The organism is Methylobacterium sp. J-118, assembly GCF_057836565.1.
This window is the reverse complement of record NZ_JBYQFA010000001.1, coordinates 295,218-320,260: the sequence shown is the minus strand read 5'-3', so window position 1 is coordinate 320,260 and position 25,043 is coordinate 295,218. Positions and strand designations below refer to the sequence as shown.

Sequence of the window (25,043 nt, the reverse complement as noted above, 5' to 3'; positions counted from 1 at the left end):
CCTGTGAGAGCGGCGTGCCTGGGTCGCCGGTCGCTCGGGCGCCGCCGATGCTCCCGTCGCGCGGCGAAAACACGGCGAGATGCCTTGTTTAGATTTATTCCAGCCTATAGATTGGAATCAGTCTAGAAAGGAATTTCGGAATGGCAGCCGTTCTCGAGGATACCGCCGCGTTGGCCGCGGATGCGCGTCGCGCCTTCGTCCTGCGCTACGTGCAACCCGGCCTGGCCGGCCTGATCGACGGCTCGGTCTCGACCCTCGCGCCGATCTTCGCGGCGGCCTTCGCCACGGGACACAACGGCGCGACGTTCCTCGTCGGTCTCGCGGCTTCCGTGGGCGCCGGGATCAGCATGGGCTTCACCGAGGCCCTCTCGGACGACGGCAGCGTCACCGGCCGCGGCGACCCGTGGATCCGCGGCCTCGTCTGCGGCGTGATGACGACGCTCGGGGGCCTCGGCCACACGCTGCCCTACGCGATCCCCGACACGCTGCCTGCGGGCTGGCCGAATCCCTTCGTCCTGGCCACGACCCTCGCGGTGCTCGTCGTGGTGGTCGAACTCATCGCCATCGCGGCGATCCGCACGCGGTTCATGGCGACGCCGTTCTGGCGGGCGGCCATGCAGGTGATGCTCGGCGGCGCCCTGGTGCTCGCGACGGGGATCCTCATCGGGAGCGCTTGACGGCGCTGCCCGCGCCCGCGATGCCGGGGCCGTATTTTCAGGGCCGCTCCCGGCCGACTCGCGCGTGACCTCCGGCGTTGACCTTCCGCCTCGCCCACCTCAGCGACCCGCATGTCGGCCCCCTCGGCCGGGTGCGCCTGCATCAGCTCATCGGCAAGCGGGCCACCGGCTATGCCAACTGGCGGCGCGGCCGCTCGCGCAGCCACGACATGGCCGTGCTCGAGGCCCTCGTGGCCGACCTGAAGATGCAGGGGGCCGGGCACGTCGCCTGCACCGGGGACCTGTGCAACATCGGCCTGCCGAGCGAGTGGGAGACGGCGCGCACCTTCCTGGAGGCGCTGGGCACGCCCGACGCGGTGAGCTTCGTGCCGGGCAATCACGACGCCTATGTCCGCGGCTCCCTGGAGGGACTGCTCGCCGCCTGCAGCCGCTTCACCAGCGACGATTCGGGGTCGTGGGGCCGCTTCCCCTATCTCAGGCGGCGGGGGCCGCTCGCGCTGGTCGGTCTCTCCAGCGCGATCCCGACGAAACCGTTCGTGGCCACCGGACGCCTCGGCGCGCCGCAACTGGCCGCGGCCGAGGTCCTGCTCCGGGCACTCGCCACTGAGCCGGGCCGGCCGTTCCGCGTGGTCATGATCCATCACCCGCCGCAGCCGGGGGGCGCCGCGCCGGGGCGCGAGCTGAAGGACGCGGCGGCCTTCACGGCGATGATCGGGCGCGCCGGCGCCGACCTGATCCTGCACGGCCACAACCACGTCATCAGCACGGCCGCCATCCCGGGTCCGGACGGCCGCGCCGTGCCGATCGTCGGGGTCCCCTCGGCCTCGGCCCGGGCGGACGGGCACGGGGCACTCGCCGCGCGCCGGGCCTCCTACGTCCTGTACGACATCGACCGGGCCGGGGACGGCTATACGCTGGCGGCCCGGCGCCGGGGCCTCGGCGCGGAGGGGGCGATCTGCGATCTCGGCCCCGTCGATCTGACCTGATTCGTCCGACCGGCGCATCGGTCGCGCCGGCCCGTCGATCGGCAGCCCCGATCAGGCGCCGGCGGCCGTCATATTGGTGCGCTGCTGCCGGGTGAGGCTGGCCTCGTAGCGCTCGGCCTGGAGCCGGGTCAGACCGCAGATCAACGCGAGTGTCCCGCGATAGACCGTATAGGTGCCGTCGTGCGTCGGCTTGACGCGAATCACCTGTGCCATGGGTCTCTGCCTTCGCTGGAGGTGGGTTGCCGTGGACTGAGGAGAGCGATCCTTTTTTCGGATTGATCGGTCGAACGCGCGAACAGACGGCAGGTTAGCTATCGTCGTCGCGGTAGCAAGGGCTCGATACGGATGAATGCTTAGGTAATTCTGCTGCAATGCGGCAAACCCTTGCCGATACTGGCGATCCGCGGATGCGCAAAAATGCGGCGGCTGGCCTGCATATTGAATAAGGTGGCCACACCCCGCGTTCGCCCCGAATCGCAGGTCGGACCCGGCCCTTCCGGGACGTTCCAAAGGATACCCCATGCAGCTCTGGCGTCTGACGGCGACCGACCTCGCGGCCCTGATCCGGACCGGCCAGGTCTCGGCCCGGGAGGTTGCGCAGGCGGCCCTCAATCGCCTGGATGCCGTCAACGGCCGGATCAACGCCGTGGTCGAGCACCGTCCGGAGGAGGTGCTGGCGCAGGCCGACGCGGTCGATGCCGCCCGGACCCGGGGCGAAATCCTGGGGCCGCTGGCGGGCGTGCCGGTGACCGTGAAGGTGAACGTCGACCAGCGCGGCTTCGCCACGACGAACGGACTGCGCCTCCAGCGCGACCTCGTCGCCGTGGAGGACAACCCGGTCGTGGGAAATCTCCGTCGCGCCGGGGCAGTGCTGCTCGGGCGCACCAACACGCCCGCCTTCTCGCTGCGCTGGTTCACCACCAACCAGCTGCACGGCGCCACGAAGAACCCGCGCGATCCGGCGCTCACCCCGGGGGGCTCGTCGGGGGGCGCCGGGGCGGCGGTGGCGGCCGGGATCGGCGCGCTGGCCCACGGCACCGACATCGCCGGGTCCGTGCGCTACCCGGCCTATGCGTGCGGGGTCCACGGGCTGCGTCCGAGCCTCGGCCGGATCCCGGCCTGGAACCCGACCGCGCCGGAGCGCGGGATCGGGCCGCAGCTGATGGCGGTGTCGGGGCCGCTCGCCCGCAGCATCGCGGATCTGCGCCTCGCGCTGGAGGTCATGGCGGCCCCGGATCCGCGCGACCCGTGGTGGGTGCCCGCGCCCCTCGGCGGTCCGGCCGTCCCGCACCGGGTCGCCCTGTGCGTGCGGCCCGGGGGCCTCGCGGTCGTTCCGGAGGTGGAGACGGCCCTGCGGGAGTCGGCGCGGCGCCTGGCCGAGGCCGGCTGGGCGGTCACGGAGATCGACGACACGCCGCCGATCCGGGAGGCGAGCGCGCTGCAGCTCCAGCTCTGGCTGGGCGACGGCTTCGCGGCCCTGTGTGCCGCGGCGGAGCGGGAAGGCGATCCCGCCGCGATCGGCCTGCTGGACAGCTTCCGGCCGCAGGCCGAGGCGATGACCCCCGACGCGATCGCAGCGGCGCTTACCCGGCGGGCCACCTTGGCCCGGGCCTGGTCGCTGTTCCTCGCCGAGAACCCGGTCCTGCTGGTACCGGTCTCGGCCGAGCTCCCGTTCCCGGACGGGCTCGACTGCACGGGCGATGCCGGAATCGCCCGGGCCTTCGAGGCGAACCTCCTCCAGGTCGGGCTGGCGCCCCTCGGCATCCCGGCGCTCACCGTCACCACCGGTCTCGTCGGCCGGACCCCCGTGGGCGTGCAACTCGTGGCGGCCCGCTACCGGGAGGACCTGTGCCTTGCCGCTGGCGCGGCCATCGAGGCGGCCGGCGTGCCCGAGATGCCGGTCGATCCGGCCTGACGCCGGGGCGTAGGGGCAGGGCTCAGGCCTGCCCGCCCGGGCCGAGATCGGCCAGCAGAGCCGCGAACAGCCGTGCCCGCTGCGGTAGGGTCTCGATCAGGACGTGCTCCTCCAGGGTGTGGTAGCCCTGGCCGAGGGGCCCGAGACCGTCGAGGGTCGGGATGCCGTTGGCGCCGGTGAAATTGCCGTCCGAGCCGCCGCCGGCGCTGCGGTGGGGCAGGGGCTGGCCCAAGGCCTCGCTCAAGGCCCGGGCCCGGGCGTAGAGGGCCAGGCAGCCGGCATCCGGCTCCCAGACCGGGCGGGTCACGCCCCGGGTCACCGTGAAGCGGACCCCGTCCTCCTCCCCCGACAGGGCCAGCATCCGCGCGACGCCGCGGTCGAGATCGGCCTGGCGCTTGGCCATGCTCAGCGCCTGCCCGCGGCAGAGCGTCGGAACGCAGTTCACCCACTGGCCGCCGGAGACGATGCCGGTGGAGACGGTGCAGTCGCCATCCGACAGGGCGTCGATGGCGAGGATCATGCGCGCCATCGCGCGGATCGCCGAGCGCCCCTCGTGGGGCGCGGATCCGGCGTGGCTCGGGCGGCCTCGGGCCTCCAGGTCGAAGCGCGCGATGGCGTAGCGGCCGGTGACCACGCCGTTCTCCGGCTGGCCGGGCTCGGGGACCAGCACGAAGGCGTGGCGGGCGGCCTCGGCCTCGATCAGGTCGCGGGTCGAGGGGCTGCCGACTTCCTCGTCGCCGGTGAACAGCACGGTCACGGGCAGCGGCGTCTCGACTCCCGCCGCCGCGAGCGCGCGGATCGCCGCCAGCGCGATGACGTTGCCACCCTTCATGTCGAGGATGCCCGGCCCGTAGGCGCGATTGCCCTCGATCCGCCACGGCAGGCTCCCGAGGGTGCCCACCGGATGCACCGTGTCGAGATGGCCGAGCACCAGGATGCCGGGCACGTCCCGCCGCGGGTGCGGGAAGCGGGCGCGGACGCAGTCGCTCAGGCCCATCCGGCCGGGAATCGTCTCGACCTGGGCCCCCGCGACGGCGAGGTCGCGGGCGGCGAGGCCCATCATCCGGTTGACCGCGGCCGCGTCGTGGGTCGGGCTCTCGCATTCGACCCAGGGGCGCAGGGTCGCCAGGATGTCCTGGGCCTCGACGGGCAGATCCGGGATCATCGGGCGGCCTCCGCGGCGAAGGGATCGGCGACCCGCGGCCAGTAGGCGCCGGATCGCTTGGTGTAGGGAATCGCGCCGTAATCCGGCGGGACGGCTCCGGGGGCCGCCACGTAGCGCACCGCGCTCGCGATGGGCGCGAAGGCGGCGTAGAAATGCTGCATCGACTTCACCACGACGATCCGCTTGTCGGCGAGGGTCAGCCCGAGCCCCGTGAAGGCGTCCGGCGCGAAGGCCTGCTGGCGCCTGTGGGTCAGCACCACGTGGATCCCGTTAGCCTCGACCCAGGCGGCGGGGCCGAGATGGGCCCGGCCGCCGCTGAGGCCGGTCTGGCTGTGATCGTCCGAGAGGCCGCGCACGGTGATCCGCAGGTCGACGGGATCGCCCGAGGTCACGCCGCACTTGCCGCCGATCCGCAACGTGAAGGTCGCCCCGAGCCCGGCCTCGTGGCAGATGCCGACCGCGCCGGGATCCCAGATCAGGCCGAGCGCCACGTCCTTGACGGCGCGCTCCGCGAGGCGGGCCAGGATCGCGGTGTTGTCCGAGGGCGCGCCCGCGCCGGCATTGTCGGCGAAGTCGGCGAGCACCATCGGGCGCGGGTCGGTGGAGGCCAGCGCCGCGTCGATGGCCGCATCGATGCTGTCGCAGCGGCTGGCCGCCGCCTCCCGCATCGCCCAGACGGCGGCGGCGAGGTCGTCGGCCAGGGCCTGGGCCTTGGCGGCATCGCCGTCGGCGACGACGAGCATCTTGGCGCCGACATCGGGCACGTCGCCCCACGGGAAGCCGTGCCCGAAGGAGACCGACAGGATGTCATCCCTCCCTTCCAGCGATTCCATCCGGCGGACGAAGCCCGCGACCGGCTCGCGGCTGGTGCGCCACATGTTGATGATCCGGCAATCGGCATAGGCCATCACGGGCCGGATTTCCTTTGAGACGGTCCGGATCACCAGCGGATAGAGATCGCGGGCGCGGTCGACGATGTCGGTGTGCGGGTATTCCTTGTAGATCACGATGACGTCGGCGTTTCGCCTCATCGTCTCGGTGAGGTGGCAGTGCAGGTCGAGTTCGACGCCGATCGTGGTGTCCGGCCCGACGAGGGCGCGAACCCGCTCCAGGGTGTCGCCCTCGCAATCGTCGTAGCCCTCGGCCCCCATGGCGCCGTGCATGAACAGCAGCACCGCGTCCACCGGCATCGCCGCCTTGAGGTCCGCCAGCAGGGCATCGCGCAACTCTTCATAGACGTCCCGGAGCGTGATCCCGCCGGGCTGGGCGAAGGTCGAGAGGCTCTCGATCACGCTGTGCCCGTCAGCCTCGGCCATCGTGCGCCAGGCCTTGAGGCCGATATTGCTGAGGCTCGGCGGGTTCCGCGTCCCGTCCCGGCGGGCGTAGTCGGCGCGGAAGGCGGCACGGCCGGTGGGCAGCGGCGCGAAGGTGTTGGTCTCGGTGGCGAGGCCTGCGATGAAGATCTTCAAGGTCCTGTCCCGTTCGGTCCCCGCCGCCGGGTCAGGGGGAGCCCGGCGTCAGGGTGATGATGGTCTCGGTCGCCGCGTCCACGGCCGCGCGGCCGTAGAGCATCGGCACATGGTCCTGACGCCTCCAGATCGGGGCGAGGTCGGCGTAGTGCGGGCTCTCGGGATTCCCCGACTGGCCCGGCACGTTGATGAAGACCGAGCGGTCCCAGTCACCCACATCCACGACCATGCGGAACGAGGCGCCGTGGGTGAGCCGGAACGTGTCGGTCCGGTACTCCGCGTGCATGACCGATGCCGCGGACCCGCCCACGGGCAGCGGACCGACATCCCAGGCCGGATCGGGCCTCACGGCGGTGAGGGGATGGGCGAACAGGGCGTGATGCAGGCGGCCCCAGGACCAGCCGGCATCGCGGGCGGTCGTCTCCACGGATTTCCCTCCCCCCTCTGCGGGGGAGGGTGGCCCGCGAAGCGGGTCGGGAGAGGGGAGCGACGGCGCAGAACAGGGCTGCGCCCTGCCCGCCGCGTGCGCCTCTTCCGGAAGCCGGGTTCCCCTCTCCCGACCCTCGCTGACGCGAGGGCCACCCTCCCCCGCAGAGGGGGGAGGGAGGGTGCCCACTGCATCCACAGTGAACCGCCCCATCGGATCCGGCCCCAGCCGGTCCAGGCAGTCCCGGAACGCGGCCCGGAGGGCGTCCGCCAGCAGCGCATCGCGGGTCACGGGGTCGAGGCCGGTTTCCAGCCGCTCGATCAGGCTCTGGGTGTCGCCGGGCGGCAGCAGGCGGCGCGTCTCGGCATCGGGCGCGAGCGCCTTGAGCAGGGCCGGGCGCAGGTGATGCACCCAAAACACCTCGACGAGGGCGGCCGCGGCGGAATCCGGGTGCAGCCCACCGTCGAACGGGGCCAGCAGGGCTCGGGCCGCAGCGAAATCTGGATTCACTGCCGCCGGCAGCGCCCGGATGAGATCGGCGAGGCGCAGGGCCGGTTCGGAGAAGGCATCGCCCTGGAGGGCCTGCGAATCCGCGAGGCTGTGGCGCGTCTGGCCGCCGAGCACCGCCCGGATGCGGCGGGCCCGCCAGGGCTCGGCCCATTCGAACCCGACCTTCCGCGCCTCGGCCGGATAATCCGGCGGCAGGTTCATCTCGTTGGCGGTGGCGAACCAGCCCGCCTCCGGGTCGATGCTCCGGGGCAGGGTGTCCGGGTCGTGGAACCCGGCCCAGTCGTAGCGGCCGTCGCCCGGGACCGGCAGCAGCCCGTCATGGGCCGGGCGGACCGGTGCCTTGCCGGCCATGAACCACGCGATCCGGCCCGTGGCGTCGGCATAGAGCTGGTTCACCGAAGGCGCCGACCAGTAGCGCAGGGCCGCGCCGAAGGCCTCGGGGCTGGTGGCGCCGAGATAGGCGAGGCTGCCGAGATAGGCGGCAGCGCCGGGCTCGGACCAGACGGTCCGCAGGGCGAAGGCCAGGCCCGGTGTTTCGCGGATGACCGGCCCGTGCCGGGTGAAGCCCAGCACCACGGTCTCGTCCGGCCCGCCGCGCACCGGAATGTTCTCCACGTTGCGCGCGATCCGCTCCCAGCCGCCATCGTACCTGTAGCGGTCCGGATCCGCCGGATCGGTTTCGCAGACAAAAAGATCCTCCTGGTCCATCGGCGCGATGGTGAGGCTGAACGCGGCCTGCCCATTGTGGCCGATGGAGATGCCGGGGAGCGCCGGCTCGCCGGCCCCGATCACGTCGAGCCCCGGGGCGGTGAGATGGACCGCGTAGCGCAGGGAGGGCTGCAGGTAGACCCGGTGCGGGTCGCTCGCCAGGATCGGGCGGCCGGTCTCGGTGCGGGCGGGTCCGACCACCCAATTGTTCGAGCCCTCGGCCGGCTCCTTCGGGACGGCGCGCTTCCCCCGCGTGACGGCGCCGTGCGCGTCGACCTTGGACCAGTCCGAGGCCTCGTCGCGGGAGGCCGCCATCCGCTCAGGGCTGAACCCGACCGTGGCGGTGGCCAGACGAAACGCGTCCAGGAGATCGTCCGGCCAGGCGGCAGCGTCGATCCCGCCCGGCACCACCGGATCGTGCGGTGGGCTGATGCGCTTGCGCAGGTCGTCTGCGGCGAGACCGGCCTCCCGGGATTCCGCGCGGGCCAGCACCTTGGCGCGGGCGACCTCGGAGAGGACGTTGCGCACCAGCCCGTGGCTGCGGATGCGCACCACGTCCTCCGGTTGCCAACGGGCGGGGCGCGTATCCGTCAGGGCGAATTCCGGCGGCCGCAATTCCGGCCGGGCCTCGGTGAGCGCCACGTAGGCGTTGAGCCCCTCCACGAAGGCGGTGACGATGGCCTGCGTATCCTGTGGCCCGTAGGCGGCCCATTCGGCGGCCATGTCGCCCCGGTAGAGGAACAGCCGGGCGGCGCGGTCCTGGGCGAGGTAGCCGGGCCCGAAATCCGCCGCCAGCAGGCCGAGGCCGCGCTTGCGCCAGAGGTCGAGCTGCCAGAGCCGGTCCCGCGCCGCGTTGAAGCCCTGAGCCCGGAAGGCGTCGAGGGCGGTCCCCGCCCGGATATGCGCCAGCCCCCAGCGGTCGACGCGGATCTCGACCGGGCCTTCGAGCCCGGGGAGGGCGTACTTGGCCCCGCTCACAGGGCCACTTCGATCAGGTGCGGGCCCCTGTTGGCCAGCGCGTGCTGGAAGGCGTCGATGAAGTCGGGCAGCGTCTCGACGCGTCGCGCCTCGACCCCGAAGCCCTTGGCGAGGCTGACCCAATCCACCGCCGGATCGTCGAGGCTCAGCATGCCCAGCGCCTTCGGGCCGGGATTGTGGGCGCCGACATTGGCGAGTTCCGCCCGCAGGATCGCGTAGGAGCGGTTCGACCAGACCAGCGTCACCACGTCGAGGCGCTCGCGCGCCTGAGTCCAGAGCGCCTGCACGGTGTAGAGGCCGCTGCCATCGGCCTGGAGGTTGATGACCTTGCGGTCCGGGCAGGCGATGGCCGCGCCCGTGGCCATCGGGATGCCGAGCCCGATCGAGCCGCCGCTGAGCTGGAGCCAGGTATGGGGCGCGGCATCCCGGGTGAGGGCGAAGAAGTTGCGGCCCGTGGTGATCGACTCGTCGCAGATCACCGCGCCCTCCGGGATCAGCGCGCCGAGCACCTGCCCGATCGTGTCCTGGTCGAGGGGCCCGGAGGCCGGGAGCTTCGGCCGCGGCGCCACCGGGACGGGCTCGGCGGGCGGAGCCGCGACGGCCTCGGCCAGCCGCTCCAGGGCGTCGATCTGGTCCTCCTCTGGGGTGGCCAGGGTGATCGTCGTGCTGCCCTCGGGGGCGAGCAGGCTCGGCTTGCCGGGATAGGCGAAGAAGCCGACCGGGGGCGTCGCGCCGATCAGGATGATGTGCCGAAACTCCTTCAGGGCCGCGATGCCCTGGTCGATCGGGTAGGGCAGGCGCTCGATCGGCACGGTGCCGGCACCGCGGTCGATCCGGGAATTGGAGGTCATCGCCATCAGCGTCGCGCCGGTCCTGCGGGCGATCCGGTCGGCGATCACCCGGCCCTCCCCACGCACCGCCCGGTCGCCAAGATGCAGCAGCACCGGCTCGCCGCTCCGGAGCGCCGCGACGGCCGCCGCGACCGCGTCGTCGCCGGCCTTCGCCCGCTCGGGGACCGGCGGCACGGGGGCGGGGCCGGTGCCGGGATCCCAGGCGGTATTGGCCGGGAGGATCAGGGTCGCGACCTGCCCCGGGGCGGTGCGGGCGGCCGCGATGGCGGCGGCGCCGTCCGGGCCAATCTCGGCGGCGCTCATCCCGGTCCGCACCCAGGACGACATCGGCCGGGCCAGCCCCTCGATGTCCGAGGTCAGCGGCGCGTTGTACTCCCGGTGATAGGTCGCGTGTTCGCCGACGATGTTGACGACCGGGGTGCGCGCCTTCTTGGCGTTGTGGAGGTTGGCGAGGCCGTTGGCGAGGCCCGGCCCGAGGTGGAGCAGGGTCGAGGCCGGCGTGTCGGTCATGCGGGCGTAGCCGTCGGCCGCGCCGGTGGCACCGCCCTCGAACAGGAACAGCACGCAGCGCATGCCCTCGACCCGGTCGAGGGCGGCGACGAAATGCATCTCGGAGGTGCCGGGATTGGTGAAGCAGACCTCGACCCCGCCGGCCACGAGGGTCCGGACCAGGCTCTCGGCCCCGTTCATCGCGCTTGGAATCCCATCGGTCACGGGCGGCTCCCTCTCGGTCCGGCCGGCGCGGCCGGCGACACGCATTTTTTATTATCGTGGCGCAGCCGACGCGCCGCGCAAGGGGCGAGGCCTGACACCTCCTCTTCGCCCGACGCGGGGACTATGCCGGGGGCTGGCGCGGGATTTGCGGTTGGCGCGCCGCGACTTCGACGATGGGATCCGATGACATTTCGCCACCTGATTGCAGCCGCCCTGGTCGGTCCCGTGGCCCTGGCCGGCCCGGCCAGCGCCGAGAGCGTGCTGCGCATCGCCATGACCGCCACGGACATCCCGACGACGACGGGCATGCCCAATAACGGCTTCGAGGGCATGCGCTTCCTCGGCTACCCGATCTTCGAGGGGCTGGTGCAGTGGGACCTGACCAGCACGACCAAGCTCGCGGGCATCGTTCCGGCGCTCGCCGAACGCTGGGAGCAGGACCCGACCGACAGGACGATCTGGACCTTCCACTTGCGCCAGGGTGTCAAGTTCCATGACGGCACGCCGTTCAACGCCGACGCGGTGATCTGGAACCTCGACCGCTACTTCAAGAACGACAGCCCGCAATTCGAGGCACAGGGTGCCGGCATCTCCCGGGCCCGGGCGCCGCTGGTCGGCAGCTACAAGAAGATCGACGACGCGACCGTCCAGATCACCACGACGCAGGTCGCGTCCTACTTCCCCTACATGGTGGTCTACCTGCTGTTCACCGCGCCGGCCTCCTTCGAGAAGGCGGGCCGCGACTGGAGCAAGGTGGCCGCACTTCCGGCGGCCGGAACCGGGCCGTTCAAGATCACCCGCGTCGCCCCGCGGGAGGCGGTCGACCTCGCCAAGTACGACGGCTACTGGGATCCGAACCGGATGGCCAAGGTCGACCGGGTCCGGCTGCTGCCGATCCCCGAGGCCAACGCCCGGGTCGCCGCCCTGCGTTCGGGTCAGGTCGACTGGATCGAGGTTCCGGCCCCCGATGCCATCCCGTCCCTCAAGCAGGCGGGCTTCACCATCACGACGGGCTCGTACCCGCATGTGTGGCCCTACATCTACAACATCGGCGCCAAGGACAGCCCGCTCAAGGACGTGCGCGTCCGGCAGGCCCTGAACTACTGCGTCGACCGGGCCGGCATCGTCGAGCTCCTGAACGGCACGGCGGAGCCGGCCGCGGGATGGCTCAACGACAAGGATCCGAATTTCGGCTCGCCGAAGAATCGCTACACGTTCGACGCCGCCAAGGGGAAGGCTCTGCTGGCCGAAGCCGGCTACACCGACAAGAAGCCCCTGAGCCTCAAGGTGATGATCTCGTCCTCCGGCTCGGGCCAGATGCTGCCGATGCCGATGAATGAGTATCTGCAGGAGAACCTGAAGCAGGCCTGCAACGTGGAACTCAGCTTCAACGTGGTCGAGTGGCAGGTGTTGCTCAATTCGAGCCGGGCACTGCCGGATGCGCAGAGCCTCCAGGGCTCGATGGCGCTCAACGTCTCCTCGCCCTCCTCCGATGCCAGCGTGATGGCGCGCTACTTCGCGGGTGACCGCTTCCCGCCGAACGGCTTCAACTTCCCCACCTGGAAGGACGATGCGTTCGACGCCGCCCTCAAGGCGCTCGCTGAGACCACCGACGCGAAGGTGATCGACGCGCAGACCACGATCGCCCACGAGAGGCTGGTGGACAATCCGCCTTGGCTGTTCGTCGTCCACGACCTCAACCCCCGCGGGATGTCCAAGAAGATCCACGGCTTCGTCTCACCGCAATCCTGGTTCGTCGACCTCACCCGCGTCAGCGTGCAGTAAGTCCGATGCCCGATCTCGATCCCGTCCACGCCTCCGCGTCCGAACTCGCCGGGGCGATCCGGTCCCGAGCCCTGTCGCCGGTCGATGCGGTCGACGCTTTTTTGGGCCGGATCACGCAGCTGGAGCCGAAGCTCCAGGCCTTCACGGAGATCTTCTCCGCGGATGCCCGCCTCGCCGCAGAGGGGGCGGACCGGGCGATCCGGTCGGGCCACGCGGTGGGGCCGCTCCACGGCGTCCCGGTGGTGCTCAAGGACCTGATCGACCTGGAGGGCCGGATCACCATGGGCGGCTCGGCCGCCCACCGCGCCCGCCGGGCCGAACGCACCGCCACCGTCGCCCGGCGGCTGATCGCGCAGGGGATGATCGTGCTGGGCAAGACCCACACGGTGGAGTTCGCCTATGGCGGCTGGGGCACCAACCCGCATCTCGGCACGCCCTGGAACCCCTGGGACCTTGAGGCGCCGCGCACGCCGGGCGGATCGAGCAGCGGCACCGGCGTTGCGGTAGCCGCCCGGATGGCGCCCTGGGGCCTCGGCACCGATACCGGCGGCTCCGTGCGCCTGCCGTCCGCCTTCTGCGGCCTCACCGGACTGAAGGTGACGGTCGGGCGCGTCTCGACCTGGGGGATCGTGCCGCTCTCGACGACGCTCGACTCGCCCGGTCCGCTCGCCCGCACGGTGGAGGATGCCGCGCTCCTCTACGAGGCGATCTCCGGCCCCGATCCCCTGGACCCGACGACCCGCGGCATCCCGCCGGACTCCCCCTGGCCGACGCTCAACCGCGGGGTGCGCGGCTTGCGCCTCGGCCGCATGCCCGCGATCGAACGGGAGGGCGTGGCCCCCGACATGCTCGCCGCCTACGACGCGGCCCTCGATCTGCTGGCCGGGCAGGGGGCCGAAATCGTGGACGTCACCCTGCCGTTCCGGTTCAGCGACTGCGTGGCGATGAGCGGGATCACCAATGCCGAGGCCTACTTCGTCAACGGCGCCCTGGCGGAGGATCCATCCGCGCCCCTCGGCGACGCCGTGCGGGCCCGGATCCTGGCCGGCGCAACGGTTTCGGCCCAGGACTACCTCGCCACGCTCCACCGCCGCGCCGCGATGAAGCAGCTCTACGCTGCCGCCCTGGACGGGATCGACGCCCTGCTGACGCCCACGACGGAATCCGCCGCCGTCCCGCTGGCCGTTGTCGAAGAGGCGCACCTGCCTTCGCGCTTCACCCGGTTCGGCAACCTGCTGGATCTCTGCGCCCTGGCCCTGCCGAACGGCTTCAACGCCGACGGGCTGCCGCTCTCGCTCCAGATCGTCTGCCGCGGCTACGAGGAGGCGATGGCGCTCCGGATCGGGCAGGCCTACCAGCGCGCGACGGAGTGGCATGTGCGCCGGCCGCCGGTGTGAGACGGGCGGGACCTCCGGCCCCGCGTGTCAGCGGCTGAGCAAACCCCAGACCCCCGCAAGACAGCCCGAAGAATGTGAGATTCGCGAAGAGCCGGGGCGCCGTTCAGGCCGCGGGTGCCTGTCCGGCCACGACACCGCCGAGGGTGCCGAGCAGCGACGACCGGGCCCGGCTGACCCGGCTCTTCACCGTGCCGACCTGGCAGCCGAGCTTGCTCGCCGCCTCCTCGTAGGTGTGGCCCTCGGCGCCGACCAGCAGCAGCGCCTGCCGCTGCGCAGCCGGCAGGCCTTCGAGACGCGCCCAGACCACCTTGAGGGTGCTGGCATCCTCCTGATCGGCGAGGCTGGTCATCTGGCCCGCATGCGTCCCGTCGACATCCTCGATCTCGCGCCGGGTCTTGCGCAGGTCCGAGTAGAACTGGTTGCGCAGGATCGTGAACAGCCACGCGGTGAAGTTCGTCCCGGGGCGGAACCGCTGCTGGTTGGCCCAGGCCTTGACGAAGGTCTCCTGGACGAGATCGTCGGCCCGGTTGACATCCCCCGCCAGGGACAGGGCGAAGGTGCGCAACGCCGGCAGCGCCTTGATGATGTCACTGCGGAAATCGAAGGCCACGGTCTGGCCGTGCGCCGCCACCGCCGCTTCGAAGCGCGCGACGAGGTCGTCGAGCTGTGTCGGCAGCGGCTCCTGCTCGACCAGCTTGAAATAGTCCCGGATCGGCAGGGCGAGGTGCTGGCCGATGGCCGTGGCGTAGCCCGTCGCTCCCCGGGGGCTCTCGGTCTCGGCCGGCGGCGTCGCAGCGTCGTCGATCATGAACGTGTCCTGATCCCTGGTACTGGTATACTGGATTCGCTCTAACCTAGGTACCGGTGGAATTATGAACCGTTACCAAACGCTACGGTCAGTATCGGTGGATACGACCAGCACGCCGGCGGGCACGGACATTGGTATTCACCGCCGTTCCGACGGATCGCATCAGGAAAATAATCAGGCGGATCAAAGGATTGTCGCGGCGCCCCGCCGGCGTTTGCACTTCGATCCCTGCCCCGATGGCGGGCCCCGAAACCGCGTTCCGGGGGTGGCAGAGGGGCGTCCGAGGGTGCACACTGCACCCTGCGAGGAGGGCGGGATGAGCCATCGACACGCGGATCACGATCACGTGCACCACGGCAGCGACCTCACGCCGATCGAGGCGCGGGTCCGGGCGCTCGAATCCCTGCTGACCGAGAAGGGCTACATCGATCCGGCGGCCCTCGACGCGCTGGTCGAACTCTACGAGACCAAGGTCGGTCCGCATCTGGGCGCCCGGGTGGTGGCCAGGGCCTGGAGCGATTCCGCGTTCCGGGCGCGGCTGCTGGATGACGCAACGCCGGCAATCGCCGAACTCGGCATCGGCGGAAGGGGCGGCGAGCACATGGTGGTGGTCGAGAACACCCCCGGGACCCACAACCTCGTCGTGTGCACCCTCTGCTCCTGCTACCCCTGGCCGGTGCTCGGCCTGCCGCCGGTCTGGTACAAGGCGCCGCCCTATCGGGCCCGGGCAGTGATCGACCCCCGGGGTGTGCTGGCCGAGTTCGGGGTGACGCTGCCGGAGACCACCCGGATCACCGTCTGGGATTCCACCGCCGAGACCCGCTACATGGTCCTGCCGATGCGGCCCGCGGGGACCGAGGGGTTCTCCGAGGCGGCGCTCGCCGCCCTGGTTACCCGCGATTCCATGATCGGCACAGGGCTGCCCGAGGGGATCCCAGCCGCACCAGCGGGCAGACCGGCATGAACGGCGCCCAGGATCTCGGCGGCGCGCAGGGCTTCGGGCCGGTGGTGCCGGAGCCGGACGAGCCGGTGTTCCACGCCGACTGGGAGCGGCGCGTCTTCGCCATGGCGCTGGCCATGGGCTTCACCGGCGCCTGGACCCTCGACGGCAGCCGGGCCGCCCGGGAATCGCTGCCGCCGGCGGAGTACCTGTCGTCGAGCTACTACGCGATCTGGCTGAAGGCCCTGGAGAGGCAGGTCGCCGCCGCCGGCCTGGCCACGCCGGCCGAGATGGCCTCCGGAACGGCCGCGGCGCCCGCCGGGGCCGTCGCCCGGGTCCTGGGCCGCGACGGCCTGGAGGCGCGCTTCCGGGCCGGCTTCCCCAGCAGCCGCGTTGCGGACGCCCCCGCGCGGTTCGCGGTCGGCGCGACCGTGATCGCGTGCAACATGCACCCGACCGGCCATACCCGCCTGCCGCGCTACGTCCGCGGCCGGCGGGGCCGGATCGTCCGGGTCGACGGCGTCTTCGTCTATCCCGACACCAGCGCCCACGGGCTGGGGGAGAACCCGACCTGGCTCTACACGGTCGCCTTTGCCGCGCAGGACCTGTGGGGCGAGAGCGGCGACCCGGGCGGCCTCGTCACCGTGGCGGCCTTCGAACCCTATCTGGAGCCCGCGTGAGCGATCCGGCGCCGAGTACCTTCGCGGCCCCCTGGGAGGCCCAGGTCTTCGCCCTGGTGGTTTCCCTGCGGGAGGCCGGGCTGTTCACCTGGTCGGAATGGGCGGACCGCCTGGGCCGGGCGATCCGTCCCGCGGACGCCCCCGAGCAGGCGGCCGATTACGGCGCCTGGCTGGCGACCCTGGAGGCGATCCTGGCCGAGCGCGGCGTGGCGGGGCCCGAGGGCGTCGCGGCGCGGACCGCGGCGTTCCAGCGTGCCGCCGCGGCGACACCCCACGGCCAGCCGATCCGCCTCGAGAACGACCCCCTCTACCGGCCCTGAGACCGGAGCCCGTCGAGGGGCACCGGCGCGGCGTGGGACCGGCCGCTCATGAGCTGGTCGAGCAGCGCCAGAACCTCCGACCGGCCGCAATTGCGCGCGGGCTCGAAGGGCGTCCAGGTCTGGACGAAGTCCAGCCGCTCGAACACGTCGCGGTAGCGACGCAGCTCGCTCAGGGTCAGCGGCACGCCGCGCACGAAGGCCTTGTGGGCCGAGATCGTGACCGCCCGGCGGAAATCCGCCGGGTCGAGTTCGAACTTCAGCGCGTCGCCGCAGAAGCAGATTTTTCGCGACCTGTCGTACAGGATCGCATGGCCGTCGAAATGGCCGGCGGTACGGTGCAGCTCCAGGCCCGGCAGGGGCTCCAGGAAATCGTCGTAGGGCCAGCTCACCTGCAGGGCCGCGCTCCAGGTGAAGTCGGCCGCCGGCAGGCACAGTTCCGGGTCGAACCGGTCCTGGAGCTGCGTCAGCGCCCCGTAGGCATGCGGGTGCGAGGCCGAGAGCACCGCCATACCGCCGAGCCGGGCGATCTGGTCGAGGGCGGCCTCGCTGAAGACCGGGCAGGCCTCGAAGCCCATATTCCCGTGCTCGGTCTGGATCAGGTAGCCGGAGGGGCCGATGCCGGAGACCGGCTCGTTCCAGAAGCGCCACACGCCGGGCTCCAGCTCCTGCCAGTGACAGGGGAACGCGTCCTGTGCCTCCCGGGCGGTCCGGAACCGCCAGCCGTCCTGCGGCACCACGTGACGGGCGTCGAGGCACATCGGGCAGGCCGCCGGCGTCTCGAAATGGCGCTGCCAGAACCCGCAATTGTCGCAGGTATAGGCGGGGAGCTTCAGGGCCCCCGCGAAGGGCAGATAGCCGGGCATCGACGCGAACCTTTCTCGGGGCGGCTCATCTAACAGTCAGCGCGCGCGAATGCAGCCTCACGACCGGTCCGGCAGACGGCGTGCCGAGCGGGCGGCGTGGACGGTGCCGGCGAGCCCGATCAGCGCGAGCCCGGCGAGGCCCCCGACCACGAGGTCGCGGGTGCGGCTCGTGCAGAACTCGGTCCGGCTCCCCTTGGTCCGCCCGGAGAACCGGCCGTCGATCCCGACAGCGCCCGGGACGGCCTCGTAGAGGTTGCCCTCCATGTCGGAAATGGTCTCGTCGGAGAGCTGCGCCGACCACATGGAGGCCGCCTTGCGGTCGGCAAGCGCCGGCGCCAGGGCCTGGGCGGCGGCCATCATCATCGAAGAGCGCCCGACCCAGACCTCCCGGCGCGGGTGCTCAACCGCGTACAGGATCGCCTCGGCGCAGAGCCGCGGATCGAAGACCGGGTCCGGGGCGTATTGCCGGTGCCCGGTGTGGTTGCGCGCCCAATTGAATTGGGGCGTGTTCACGGCCGGCAGGTAGACCACGCTGAGGCTGACATCGACCTTGTCGTGGATCAGCTCGCAGCGCAGGGCGTCGGTGAAGCCCGACACCGCGAACTTCGCCGCGCAATAGGGGGCCTGCAGCGGCGCCGCCCGGATCGCGAGGCCGGACGAGACCTGGATGATCGCGCCGCGGTTGCGCCGCTTCATGAAGCGTAGGGCGGCGAGCGTTCCGTAGACCTGGCTGAGATAAGTGGTCTCGGTCACCCGGCGGTACTCGTCCGGGGTGATCTCGTCGGCCGGGCTGACCACGGTCGACATGGCGTTGTTCACCCAGGCGCGGATCGGGCCGAGTTCGGTCTCCACCCGCCGGGCGGCGGCGTCGACCGCGTCCGGATCGGCGACGTCGGCGCCGATCGCCAGAACCGGTCGGCCGTAAGCGGCGAGGGCCCGTTCCGCCGCGGCGAGACGGCCCGGATCGCGGGCGATCACCGCCACCGACCATCCCCGGGCGGCGAAGCGATGCGCCGTCGCGAGCCCGATCCCGGCCGTGCCGCCGGTAACGACCGCAACCCGTGCCATACTGACCTCATCACCACCGAACGATCGAACCGGCAACACGGGGCAGCGCGCTCGGTTGCGCCGCGGTACCGGGCCGCAACGTCACGGGGGCCTCGATTTCCGATCCGGGGACGCAACGTCCGAGTCCGGCCGCTGTTGACTGCGTGTATTGCGTCATGCCGAACCACCGAGGGTCGAAGCCATGCGCACCGGACGACGCTTCTCCCTTCCGATCGATCCCTGGCCGCAGGCCTCCCTGGCCGAGCGGACCGCCGTCGGAATGGTCCTGACCTTCCTGCTGCTCCCGCCGGCCTGCGTGGCGGGCGCCGCGCTCGTCGTCGGCACGGCGCTCGCGGCGCATATCCACTGGTCCTACGACCTCGGCGCCTCCCTGCGCGCCTTCGTCGGCCGGCACACCGGGGCCGTCCTTGGGCGACACGGCCGCAAGACCTGACGGCCGGTCCCACCGCGTATCGCATCGGGCCGGGTGCCGGCCCACACGGCGCGAGGGCGCGCAGGCCGGGTTCGCTGTGCGTTCCCCTCGGTCCGATTTGACCTGACCGTCCCTGGTGGGCCAGTCAGGTTCGGAACCGAGAGACCGCCATGTTCCGTACCCTGATGACTGCGCGGCGCTTCGCGCCGCTGTTCTGGTGCCAGTTCTTCTCGGCGTTCAACGACAATTTCCTGAAGAACGCGCTCGCCTTCCTGATCCTGTTCGGGGTCGGCGGCGAGGCGGACGCCCATGCGGGCGTCCTGGTGACGCTGGCGAGCGCCGTGTTCATCGGGCCGTTCTTCATTCTGTCGGGCCTCGGCGGCCAATGGGCCGACCGCTACGACAAGGCGCTGATGGCGCGGCGGCTGAAGTTCGCCGAGATCTTCGCGGCCGGCACCGCCGTGCTCGGCTTCCTGCTGCATTCCGTGCCGATCCTGTTCGTGGCGCTCGGCCTGTTCGGGACGATCGCGGCCCTGTTCGGCCCGATCAAGTACGGGATCCTGCCCGATCACCTGCGCCGCGAGGAGCTGCCGGCCGGCAACGCCCTGGTGGAGGCCGCGACCTTCCTGGCGATCCTGCTCGGGACGATCGCCGCCGGGGCGGCCTCGGCCCTGGGCGGATCCGGCCTGCTGTTCGGCGCCCTGGTGATGGGCTTCGCCGTCCTGTGCTGGCTCTCGGCCCGGATGATCCCGGCGACCGGGGAGGGGGCGCCGGACCTGCATGTCGACCGCAACATCGCCCGCTCGACCGCCTCGCTGCTGAGGGACCTCTGGGCCGACACGCGCCTGTGGCGCGGCTCGCTCACGGTGAGCTGGTTCTGGCTCGTGGGCGTGGTGGTGCTGTCGCTGCTGCCCGTGCTGGTGCGCGGCGCCTTCAACGGCACCGAGACGGTGATCACGCTGCTGCTCGCCCTGTTCTCGATCGGCATCGCCCTGGGCTCGGGGCTCGCCTCGTGGCTCGCCAGCGGCCGGATCGTGCTGCTGCCGACCCCGGTCGGCGCGGTGCTGATGGGCCTGTTCGGCCTCGACCTCGCCTGGACGATCGGGCACCTGCCCCCGCCCCCCGCGGATGCCATCGGCCCGGTCGATTTCCTGCGGACCGGCGAAGGCCTGCGCACCGGCCTCGGCTTCTTCGGGCTCGCGGTGTCGGGCGGCCTCTACATCGTCCCGTCCTTCGCGGCCGTGCAGGCCTGGGCGGAGAAGGCGATGCGCGCGCGCATCATCGGCGCGGTCAACGTCGTGACGGCGGCCTTCATGGTGGCCGGGACCCTGGCGCTGGCGGCCTTGCAGGCTGCGGGCCTCTCGATCGCCAGCCTGCTCGCGGTGGTGGGTGTGCTGAACCTCGTCGTCGGCGCGATCGTGTTCGCGACGCTGCCGACGAGCCCGTTCCGCGACGCCCTGTCGATCCTGTTCCGGGCCTTCTACCGGCTGGAGGTCCGCGGTCTCGACAACGTCGCGGCGGCCGGTCCGAACTGCATCCTGGCGCTCAACCACGTCTCGTTCCTCGACGCGCCGCTGGCCCTGTCGCTCCTCGATCAGGAGCCGGTCTTCGCGGTCGACAGCGGGATCGCGCAGCGCTGGTGGGTGCGGCCGTTCCTGCACGTCACCAAGGCGATGCCCCTCGACCCGACCCGGCCGTTGGCCACGCGGACGCTGATCAACGCCGTCAAGAGCGGCGAGACCCTGATCATCTTCCCCGAGGGCCGGCTCACGGTCACCGGCAGCCTGATGAAGGTCTATGACGGCGCCGGGCTGATCGCCGACAAGGCGGGGGCGATGGTGGTGCCCGTGAAGATCGACGGGCTGGAGCGCACCGCCTTCTCGCGCCTGTCGCGCCGGCAGGTCAGCCGCCGCTGGTGGCCCAAGGTGACCGTCACGGTGATGCCCCCGGTGCGCCTGACGGTGGACCCGGCGCTCAAGGGCAAGGCCCGGCGCCAGGCGGCCGGCGCGGCGCTCTACGGGATCATGTCGGAGCTGCTGTTTCGCACCGCCGACATCGACCGCGGCCTGATGGCGGCGCTGATCGAGGCGGGCGAGCGCCACGGCTGGCGCCGCAACGCCGTGGAGGATCCGGTCACCGGCCGCCTGACCTACGGCCGGCTGGTCCTCGGCGCCAACGTGCTCGGCCGCAAGCTCATGCCGCTCGTCCCCGAGGGCGGCCGGATCGGCGTGATGCTGCCCAACGCCAACGGCGCGGCGGTGACGCTGTTCGCGCTGGCCTCCGCGGGCCGGGTTCCGGCGATGATCAACTTTTCGGCCGGGCCGGCCAACGTGCTCTCCGCCTGCCGGGCGGCGCAGGTCGACAGGATCCTGACCTCCCGGGCCTTCATCGAGAAGGGAAGGCTCGGCAGCCTCGTCGAGGCGATCAAGGGCCAGGTCGCGCTGGTCTACCTGGAGGACGTGCGGGCGACCATCACCACGCCGGACAAGATCCGCGCCCTGCTGGCCGGCCGGAAACCCCTGGTGCCGCGCGCGGGCGAGGATCCGGCCGCGGTGCTGTTCACCTCGGGCAGCGAGGGCACGCCGAAGGGCGTGGTGCTCGCCAACCGCTGCATGCTGGCCAACGTCGCGCAGGTGGCGGCCCGGATCGATTTCGGCCCGATGGACAAGGTGTTCAACGTCCTGCCGGTGTTCCATGCCTTCGGCCTCACGGCCGGGCTGGTCCTGCCCCTGGTCTCGGGGGTGCCGGTCTATCTCTACCCGTCGCCGCTGCATTACCGGATCGTGCCGGAACTGATCTACGGCTCGAACAGCACCGTGCTGTTCGGGACCGACACGTTCCTGACCGGCTACGCCCGGGCGGCCCACGCCTACGACCTGCGCTCGCTCCGCTACGTCGTGGCCGGCGCGGAGGCGGTGAAGGAGACGACCCGGAGGACCTGGGCGGAAAAATTCGGCCTGCGCATCCTGGAGGGCTACGGCGTCACCGAATGCGGGCCGGTGGTGGCGCTCAACACGCCGATGTTCAACCGCTTCGGCACGGTCGGCCGGATCCTGCCCGGCATCGAGACCCGCCTGGAGCCGGTGCCCGGGATCGACGAGGGCGGCCGCCTCTCCCTGCGCGGGCCCAACATCATGCTCGGCTACCTGCGGGCGGACAAACCCGGCGTGCTGGAGCCCCCGCCGGGGGGCTGGCACGACACCGGCGACATCGTGGCGATCGACGCGGCGGGCTTCGTCACGATCAAGGGCCGGGCCAAGCGATTCGCCAAGGTCGCCGGCGAGATGATCTCGCTCGCCGCCATCGAGGCGCTCGCCGCCGAGCGCTGGCCGGACCGGGCGAGCGCCGTCGCGGCGGTGCCGGACCCGCGCAAGGGCGAGCGCCTGATCCTGTTCACCGAGGAGAAGGGCGCCACCCGGGCCGACTTCCAGAGCTTCGCCAAGGGCCGCGGCGCCTCGGACGTGGCGATCCCGGCCGAGGTGGTGGTGCTGGACGCGATCCCGCTGCTCGGCAGCGGCAAGGTCGACCACGTGGCCGTCGCCAAACTCGCCCTGGAGCGCGCGAAGGAAACCGCCGCCGCCTGAGAGCGGCCTCGCCCGGCCCGCATCATCCAAACAGGGGATGCGGGGCCCCCGGCGTTCCGCTCGTATCACGTATGCAGTTCCGACTCGCTCCACCGACGCAATCGCGTCGTCGGAGCGGATATCGTCGGCGGTCGCATCGAGAGGGGCAGATCATGGCGAAGGACAGGCGCATTCCGGCTTGGCTGGCCAGGCGGACCTATTTCAAGCGCATCGAGCGCTGGTCGAAGCCCGGAAAGCCCCGCCCGGCCCTCCTGACGCGCGAGACCGAGGTGCCCCCGCCTCCGTCCAACGTGGTGCCCTTTCCGGTCCGGCCGGATCGGCCGGATCGACCCGACCTCCCGGATCGGCGCAGCGTCAACATGGCGTAGGCCTCCACCGTCTTCGGACCGGGCTTGTCCGCGGCGCGGGAATTGGGAATCCTGCGCGCGGGACCGGCGGGTCCGGAACCTGGAGGACACGTGCCGCAGGACTGGCCCGATCCCGGCGGAGGCGCGCCGTGGCCCCGGCGCTCGGGGGCGCGCCTCGGCCTCGCGGCGGCGGTCGGGCTCGGCCTCCTCGCGACCGGCATCGGCGCGGTCTGGACCTATGCCATCGGGCTGCCGCCCCTGGACCTCACGGCCGCGGCGGCGCGCTCGACCGTGGTGCTGGACCGATCCGGCACGCTCCTGCGCCCCTTCGCGACCGCGGATGGGCGCTGGCGGCTGCCGGTCACCGCGGACGCGGTCGATCCGCGCTTCCGGGACATGCTGCTCGCCTACGAGGACCGGCGCTTCGCCAGCCATCACGGCATCGATCCGGTGGCCGTTCTGCGCGCCGCGTATCAGTGGCTGACGCGCGGGCGCATCGTGTCCGGCGGCTCGACCCTGTCGATGCAGGTGGCGCGCCTGGTCGAGCCGCGGCGCGCCCGCTCCCTCGACGCGAAGTTCCGCCAGATGATCCGGGCGGTCGCGCTGGAGCGGCAGCTCGGGAAGCCCCGCCTGTTCGAGCTCTACCTCGCGCTGGCCCCCTATGGCGGATCGATCGAGGGCGTGCGGGCCGCGAGCCTCGCCTATTTCGGGCGGGAACCGGTGCGCCTGACCGCGGCGCAGGCCGCCCTCCTGGTCGCCCTGCCACAATCCCCCGAGACCCGCCGGCCGGACCGGTTCCCCGGGCGTGCCCGCGCCGCCCGCGACCGCGTCCTGGACATCGCCAGCGCTCGGGGCGTGCTCACCGCAGCGGAGGCCGAGGCCGCCAAGGCCGAGCCCGTGCCGACGGTGCGAAAACCCTTCCCGATGCTCGCTGCGCACGCCGCCGAGGAGGCCGCGGCGGCCGATCCCGCCGCCCCGGTGATCCGCCTCGCCATCGATGGGCGCCTGCAGGAGCGGCTGGAGGCGCTCGCCGCCGAGCGTGCGTCTGCGGCCGGCCCGGACCTCTCGGCCGCGATCCTCGTCCTTGACAATCGCTCCGGGCACGTCCTCGCCCAGGTCGGCAGCGCCGGCTACTTGGACGCGTCGCGGCGCGGCGCCATCGACATGACCCTGGCGGTCCGCTCCCCCGGCTCCGCCCTCAAGCCGTTCGTCTACGCCATGGCCTTCGCGGACGGGCTGGCACATCCCGAGACGCTGCTGGAGGATCGCCCCCGGCGGTTCTCCGCGAGCTATGCCCCGGAGAATTTCGACCTGACCTTCCAGGGCACGGTCACGGCCCGGCGGGCCCTGCAGCTGTCGCTCAACGTGCCGGCCGTCGAGCTGATGGAAGCGGTCGGTCCCGCGCGGTTCATCGCGCGGCTGCGCGCGGCCGGCGCCGGGATCCAGCTCCCGCGCGAGGCGGCGCCGGGCCTTCCGGTGGCGCTGGGCGGCCTCGGCATCACGCTCACGGACCTCGCGCGCCTCTATGCGGGGCTCGCCCGCGGCGGCACGCTGCCGGACCTCCAACGCCGGCTCGCGCCGGACGTGACGGCTCCGAGCCCGTGTCCCGAGGCGCCCGCCTGTGTCGGGCCGACCGCCCGGGCGGCGGAGGGGCCCGGGCACCGGATCGCCGAGCCCGTGGCCGCCTGGTACGTCGCCGATATCCTGCGCGGGACGCCGCCGCCGGAGAACGCCCTTCCGAACCGCATCGCCTACAAGACCGGCACTTCCTACGGCTACCGCGACGCCTGGGCCGCCGGGTTCGACCGCCGCGTGACGGTGGTGGTCTGGGTGGGGCGGCCGGACGGCGCCGCCGTTCCGGGCCTCGTCGGCCGGACCGTGGCGGCGCCGATCCTGTTCGACGCCTTCGCGCGCCTCGGGATCGAGCCCGAGCCGGTTCCGCGCCCGCAGGACGCGGTGGCGCCCGGGCCCGGCGGCCTGCCACCGCCGCTCCGGCGCCTCGGTCCGGAGACGGCCGACGCCCAGGGTCCGGCCCTGCGCATCGCCTATCCCCCCGACGGTGCCCGGATCGACGTCGGCCTGGGGACGGATTCACAGGGCGACGCTTCGGGGTGGCCGGGGCTCGCCCTGGAGGCGCTCGGCGGCGTGCCGCCGCTGACCTGGCTGGTCGACGGTCAGCCGGTCCTGCAGACGCTGCGGCGCCGCGCCGAGTGGTTTCCAGGAGGGGCCGGCTTTGCGCGGATCACGGTCCTGGATTCGACCGGCGCGAGCGACAGCGTTGCGATCCGCGTCGAATAGCCGGACCTCATCGACATCGTCACGGAAGCTTGGCCGTTCCGAAGTTTTTCATGCAAAAACAAATGCCCGGGCCGATTTATTCATGCGGAGATTCATACGTCATCAACGAAGGGCGGTTTAATCATGCCCCGAGAGGTCGAT

General features: G+C 72.0%; 19 protein-coding genes and 1 pseudogene. 12 read left to right on the top strand and 8 right to left on the bottom strand.

What is annotated here, in order from left to right; translation table 11 throughout:
• Nucleotides 1-179: 179 nt before the first annotated feature.
• Nucleotides 180-677 (top strand): annotated as a pseudogene (locus AC3IF3_RS01515) (VIT1/CCC1 transporter family protein); the annotation flags it as partial.
• A 77-nt stretch (nucleotides 678-754) separates the two neighbouring features.
• The gene (locus tag AC3IF3_RS01510) at nucleotides 755-1,663 is read left to right on the top strand and encodes a metallophosphoesterase family protein (protein ID WP_489226919.1); all 909 of its coding nucleotides are present in this window, start codon (nucleotides 755-757) and stop codon (nucleotides 1,661-1,663) included.
• 51 nt (nucleotides 1,664-1,714) lie between these two features.
• Here AC3IF3_RS01510 and AC3IF3_RS01505 read toward each other — a convergent pair whose 3' ends face one another.
• Nucleotides 1,715-1,876 (bottom strand): hypothetical protein, encoded by a 162-nt coding sequence (locus tag AC3IF3_RS01505; protein ID WP_243967991.1) that lies wholly within the window; start codon nucleotides 1,874-1,876, stop codon nucleotides 1,715-1,717.
• Between the two features lie 307 nt (nucleotides 1,877-2,183).
• On the opposite strand from AC3IF3_RS01505, the gene AC3IF3_RS01500 reads away from it, so the two are divergent.
• A complete protein-coding gene (locus AC3IF3_RS01500) occupies nucleotides 2,184-3,578 on the top strand; it encodes an amidase family protein (protein WP_489226917.1) in 1,395 nt (464 codons plus the stop codon).
• Between the two features lie 22 nt (nucleotides 3,579-3,600).
• Here the strand turns inward: AC3IF3_RS01500 and AC3IF3_RS01495 are convergent, their stop codons facing one another.
• From AC3IF3_RS01495 to AC3IF3_RS01480, 4 genes are read right to left on the bottom strand one after another with little or no spacing between them, the layout of a single operon-like run.
• A complete protein-coding gene (locus tag AC3IF3_RS01495; protein ID WP_489226915.1) occupies nucleotides 3,601-4,743 on the bottom strand; it encodes a M20/M25/M40 family metallo-hydrolase in 1,143 nt (380 codons plus the stop codon).
• Complete coding sequence (locus AC3IF3_RS01490) at nucleotides 4,740-6,212, bottom strand: M81 family metallopeptidase (RefSeq protein WP_489226914.1); 1,473 nt, start codon at nucleotides 6,210-6,212, stop codon at nucleotides 4,740-4,742. Before AC3IF3_RS01490 ends, AC3IF3_RS01495 begins: the two co-directional genes overlap by 4 nt.
• 31 nt (nucleotides 6,213-6,243) lie before the next feature.
• On the bottom strand, nucleotides 6,244-8,835 hold the full coding sequence (locus tag AC3IF3_RS01485) for a penicillin acylase family protein (RefSeq protein WP_489226913.1): 2,592 nt from the start codon (nucleotides 8,833-8,835) through the stop codon (nucleotides 6,244-6,246).
• Nucleotides 8,832-10,376: an acetolactate synthase large subunit gene (locus AC3IF3_RS01480; protein ID WP_489231211.1), complete on the bottom strand. Its 1,545-nt coding sequence runs from the start codon at nucleotides 10,374-10,376 to the stop codon at nucleotides 8,832-8,834. The genes AC3IF3_RS01485 and AC3IF3_RS01480 overlap by 4 nt, the downstream gene beginning before the upstream one ends.
• Nucleotides 10,377-10,583: 207 nt before the next feature.
• Here AC3IF3_RS01480 and AC3IF3_RS01475 point away from each other — a divergent pair, with 207 nt between their 5' ends.
• Nucleotides 10,584-12,185, top strand: coding sequence for an ABC transporter substrate-binding protein (locus AC3IF3_RS01475; protein ID WP_243967985.1), 1,602 nt, complete (start codon nucleotides 10,584-10,586; stop codon nucleotides 12,183-12,185).
• Between the two features lie 5 nt (nucleotides 12,186-12,190).
• Nucleotides 12,191-13,582, top strand: a complete 1,392-nt coding sequence (locus tag AC3IF3_RS01470; RefSeq protein WP_489226911.1) for an amidase — start codon at nucleotides 12,191-12,193, stop codon at nucleotides 13,580-13,582.
• Between the two features lie 103 nt (nucleotides 13,583-13,685).
• Here the strand turns inward: AC3IF3_RS01470 and AC3IF3_RS01465 are convergent, their stop codons facing one another.
• Nucleotides 13,686-14,390 (bottom strand): sigma-70 family RNA polymerase sigma factor, encoded by a 705-nt coding sequence (locus tag AC3IF3_RS01465; protein ID WP_489219444.1) that lies wholly within the window; start codon nucleotides 14,388-14,390, stop codon nucleotides 13,686-13,688.
• 316 nt (nucleotides 14,391-14,706) lie between these two features.
• Here AC3IF3_RS01465 and nthA point away from each other — a divergent pair, with 316 nt between their 5' ends.
• Genes nthA through AC3IF3_RS01450 form a run of 3 tightly spaced genes read left to right on the top strand, consistent with a single transcriptional unit; the run spans nucleotide 14,707 to nucleotide 16,330 of the window.
• Nucleotides 14,707-15,354 carry a nitrile hydratase subunit alpha gene (gene nthA, locus AC3IF3_RS01460; protein WP_489219443.1) on the top strand — a complete coding sequence of 216 codons (648 nt, stop codon included), beginning with the start codon at nucleotides 14,707-14,709 and terminating at the stop codon, nucleotides 15,352-15,354.
• Nucleotides 15,351-16,010: a nitrile hydratase subunit beta gene (nthB, locus tag AC3IF3_RS01455; RefSeq protein ID WP_489219442.1), complete on the top strand. Its 660-nt coding sequence runs from the start codon at nucleotides 15,351-15,353 to the stop codon at nucleotides 16,008-16,010. The genes nthA and nthB overlap by 4 nt, the downstream gene beginning before the upstream one ends.
• Nucleotides 16,007-16,330: a nitrile hydratase accessory protein gene (locus tag AC3IF3_RS01450; protein WP_243967979.1), complete on the top strand. Its 324-nt coding sequence runs from the start codon at nucleotides 16,007-16,009 to the stop codon at nucleotides 16,328-16,330. Before nthB ends, AC3IF3_RS01450 begins: the two co-directional genes overlap by 4 nt.
• Here the strand turns inward: AC3IF3_RS01450 and AC3IF3_RS01445 are convergent.
• The gene (locus AC3IF3_RS01445) at nucleotides 16,318-17,193 is read right to left on the bottom strand and encodes an MBL fold metallo-hydrolase (RefSeq protein WP_489219441.1); all 876 of its coding nucleotides are present in this window, start codon (nucleotides 17,191-17,193) and stop codon (nucleotides 16,318-16,320) included. The genes AC3IF3_RS01450 and AC3IF3_RS01445 overlap by 13 nt on opposite strands.
• A gap of 57 nt (nucleotides 17,194-17,250) precedes the next feature.
• Entirely contained in the window at nucleotides 17,251-18,261 is a 1,011-nt protein-coding gene (locus AC3IF3_RS01440) for an SDR family oxidoreductase (protein ID WP_489219440.1), read from the bottom strand.
• Nucleotides 18,262-18,442: 181 nt separating this feature from the next.
• On the opposite strand from AC3IF3_RS01440, the gene AC3IF3_RS01435 reads away from it, so the two are divergent.
• The 4 genes from AC3IF3_RS01435 (at nucleotide 18,443) to pbpC (ending at nucleotide 24,902) form a co-directional block, all read left to right on the top strand.
• Nucleotides 18,443-18,694, top strand: a complete 252-nt coding sequence (locus AC3IF3_RS01435; protein WP_243967975.1) for a hypothetical protein — start codon at nucleotides 18,443-18,445, stop codon at nucleotides 18,692-18,694.
• Between the two features lie 149 nt (nucleotides 18,695-18,843).
• Nucleotides 18,844-22,257 carry an acyl-[ACP]--phospholipid O-acyltransferase gene (locus AC3IF3_RS01430; RefSeq protein WP_489226910.1) on the top strand — a complete coding sequence of 1,138 codons (3,414 nt, stop codon included), beginning with the start codon at nucleotides 18,844-18,846 and terminating at the stop codon, nucleotides 22,255-22,257.
• A gap of 152 nt (nucleotides 22,258-22,409) precedes the next feature.
• Nucleotides 22,410-22,625, top strand: a complete 216-nt coding sequence (locus AC3IF3_RS01425; RefSeq protein ID WP_489226909.1) for a hypothetical protein — start codon at nucleotides 22,410-22,412, stop codon at nucleotides 22,623-22,625.
• A 90-nt stretch (nucleotides 22,626-22,715) separates the two neighbouring features.
• A complete protein-coding gene (gene pbpC / locus AC3IF3_RS01420; protein ID WP_489226908.1) occupies nucleotides 22,716-24,902 on the top strand; it encodes a penicillin-binding protein 1C in 2,187 nt (728 codons plus the stop codon).
• The last annotated feature ends 141 nt before the right edge of the window (nucleotides 24,903-25,043 follow it).

Excerpts from the sequence above, each read along its gene's own strand:
- AC3IF3_RS01435 (WP_243967975.1), top strand. The coding sequence starts at position 18,443 with ATGCGCACCGGACGACGCTTCTCCCTTCCGATCGATCCCTGGCCGCAG.
- AC3IF3_RS01480 (WP_489231211.1), bottom strand. The coding sequence starts at position 10,376 with ATGAACGGGGCCGAGAGCCTGGTCCGGACCCTCGTGGCCGGCGGGGTC.
- nthA (WP_489219443.1), top strand. The coding sequence starts at position 14,707 with ATGAGCCATCGACACGCGGATCACGATCACGTGCACCACGGCAGCGAC.
- AC3IF3_RS01475 (WP_243967985.1), top strand. The coding sequence starts at position 10,584 with ATGACATTTCGCCACCTGATTGCAGCCGCCCTGGTCGGTCCCGTGGCC.
- AC3IF3_RS01465 (WP_489219444.1), bottom strand. The coding sequence starts at position 14,390 with ATGATCGACGACGCTGCGACGCCGCCGGCCGAGACCGAGAGCCCCCGG.
- AC3IF3_RS01495 (WP_489226915.1), bottom strand. The coding sequence starts at position 4,743 with ATGATCCCGGATCTGCCCGTCGAGGCCCAGGACATCCTGGCGACCCTG.
- AC3IF3_RS01430 (WP_489226910.1), top strand. The coding sequence starts at position 18,844 with ATGTTCCGTACCCTGATGACTGCGCGGCGCTTCGCGCCGCTGTTCTGG.
- AC3IF3_RS01425 (WP_489226909.1), top strand. The coding sequence starts at position 22,410 with ATGGCGAAGGACAGGCGCATTCCGGCTTGGCTGGCCAGGCGGACCTAT.
- AC3IF3_RS01500 (WP_489226917.1), top strand. The coding sequence starts at position 2,184 with ATGCAGCTCTGGCGTCTGACGGCGACCGACCTCGCGGCCCTGATCCGG.
- AC3IF3_RS01440 (WP_489219440.1), bottom strand. The coding sequence starts at position 18,261 with ATGGCACGGGTTGCGGTCGTTACCGGCGGCACGGCCGGGATCGGGCTC.
- AC3IF3_RS01470 (WP_489226911.1), top strand. The coding sequence starts at position 12,191 with ATGCCCGATCTCGATCCCGTCCACGCCTCCGCGTCCGAACTCGCCGGG.
- AC3IF3_RS01445 (WP_489219441.1), bottom strand. The coding sequence starts at position 17,193 with ATGCCCGGCTATCTGCCCTTCGCGGGGGCCCTGAAGCTCCCCGCCTAT.
- nthB (WP_489219442.1), top strand. The coding sequence starts at position 15,351 with ATGAACGGCGCCCAGGATCTCGGCGGCGCGCAGGGCTTCGGGCCGGTG.
- AC3IF3_RS01505 (WP_243967991.1), bottom strand. The coding sequence starts at position 1,876 with ATGGCACAGGTGATTCGCGTCAAGCCGACGCACGACGGCACCTATACG.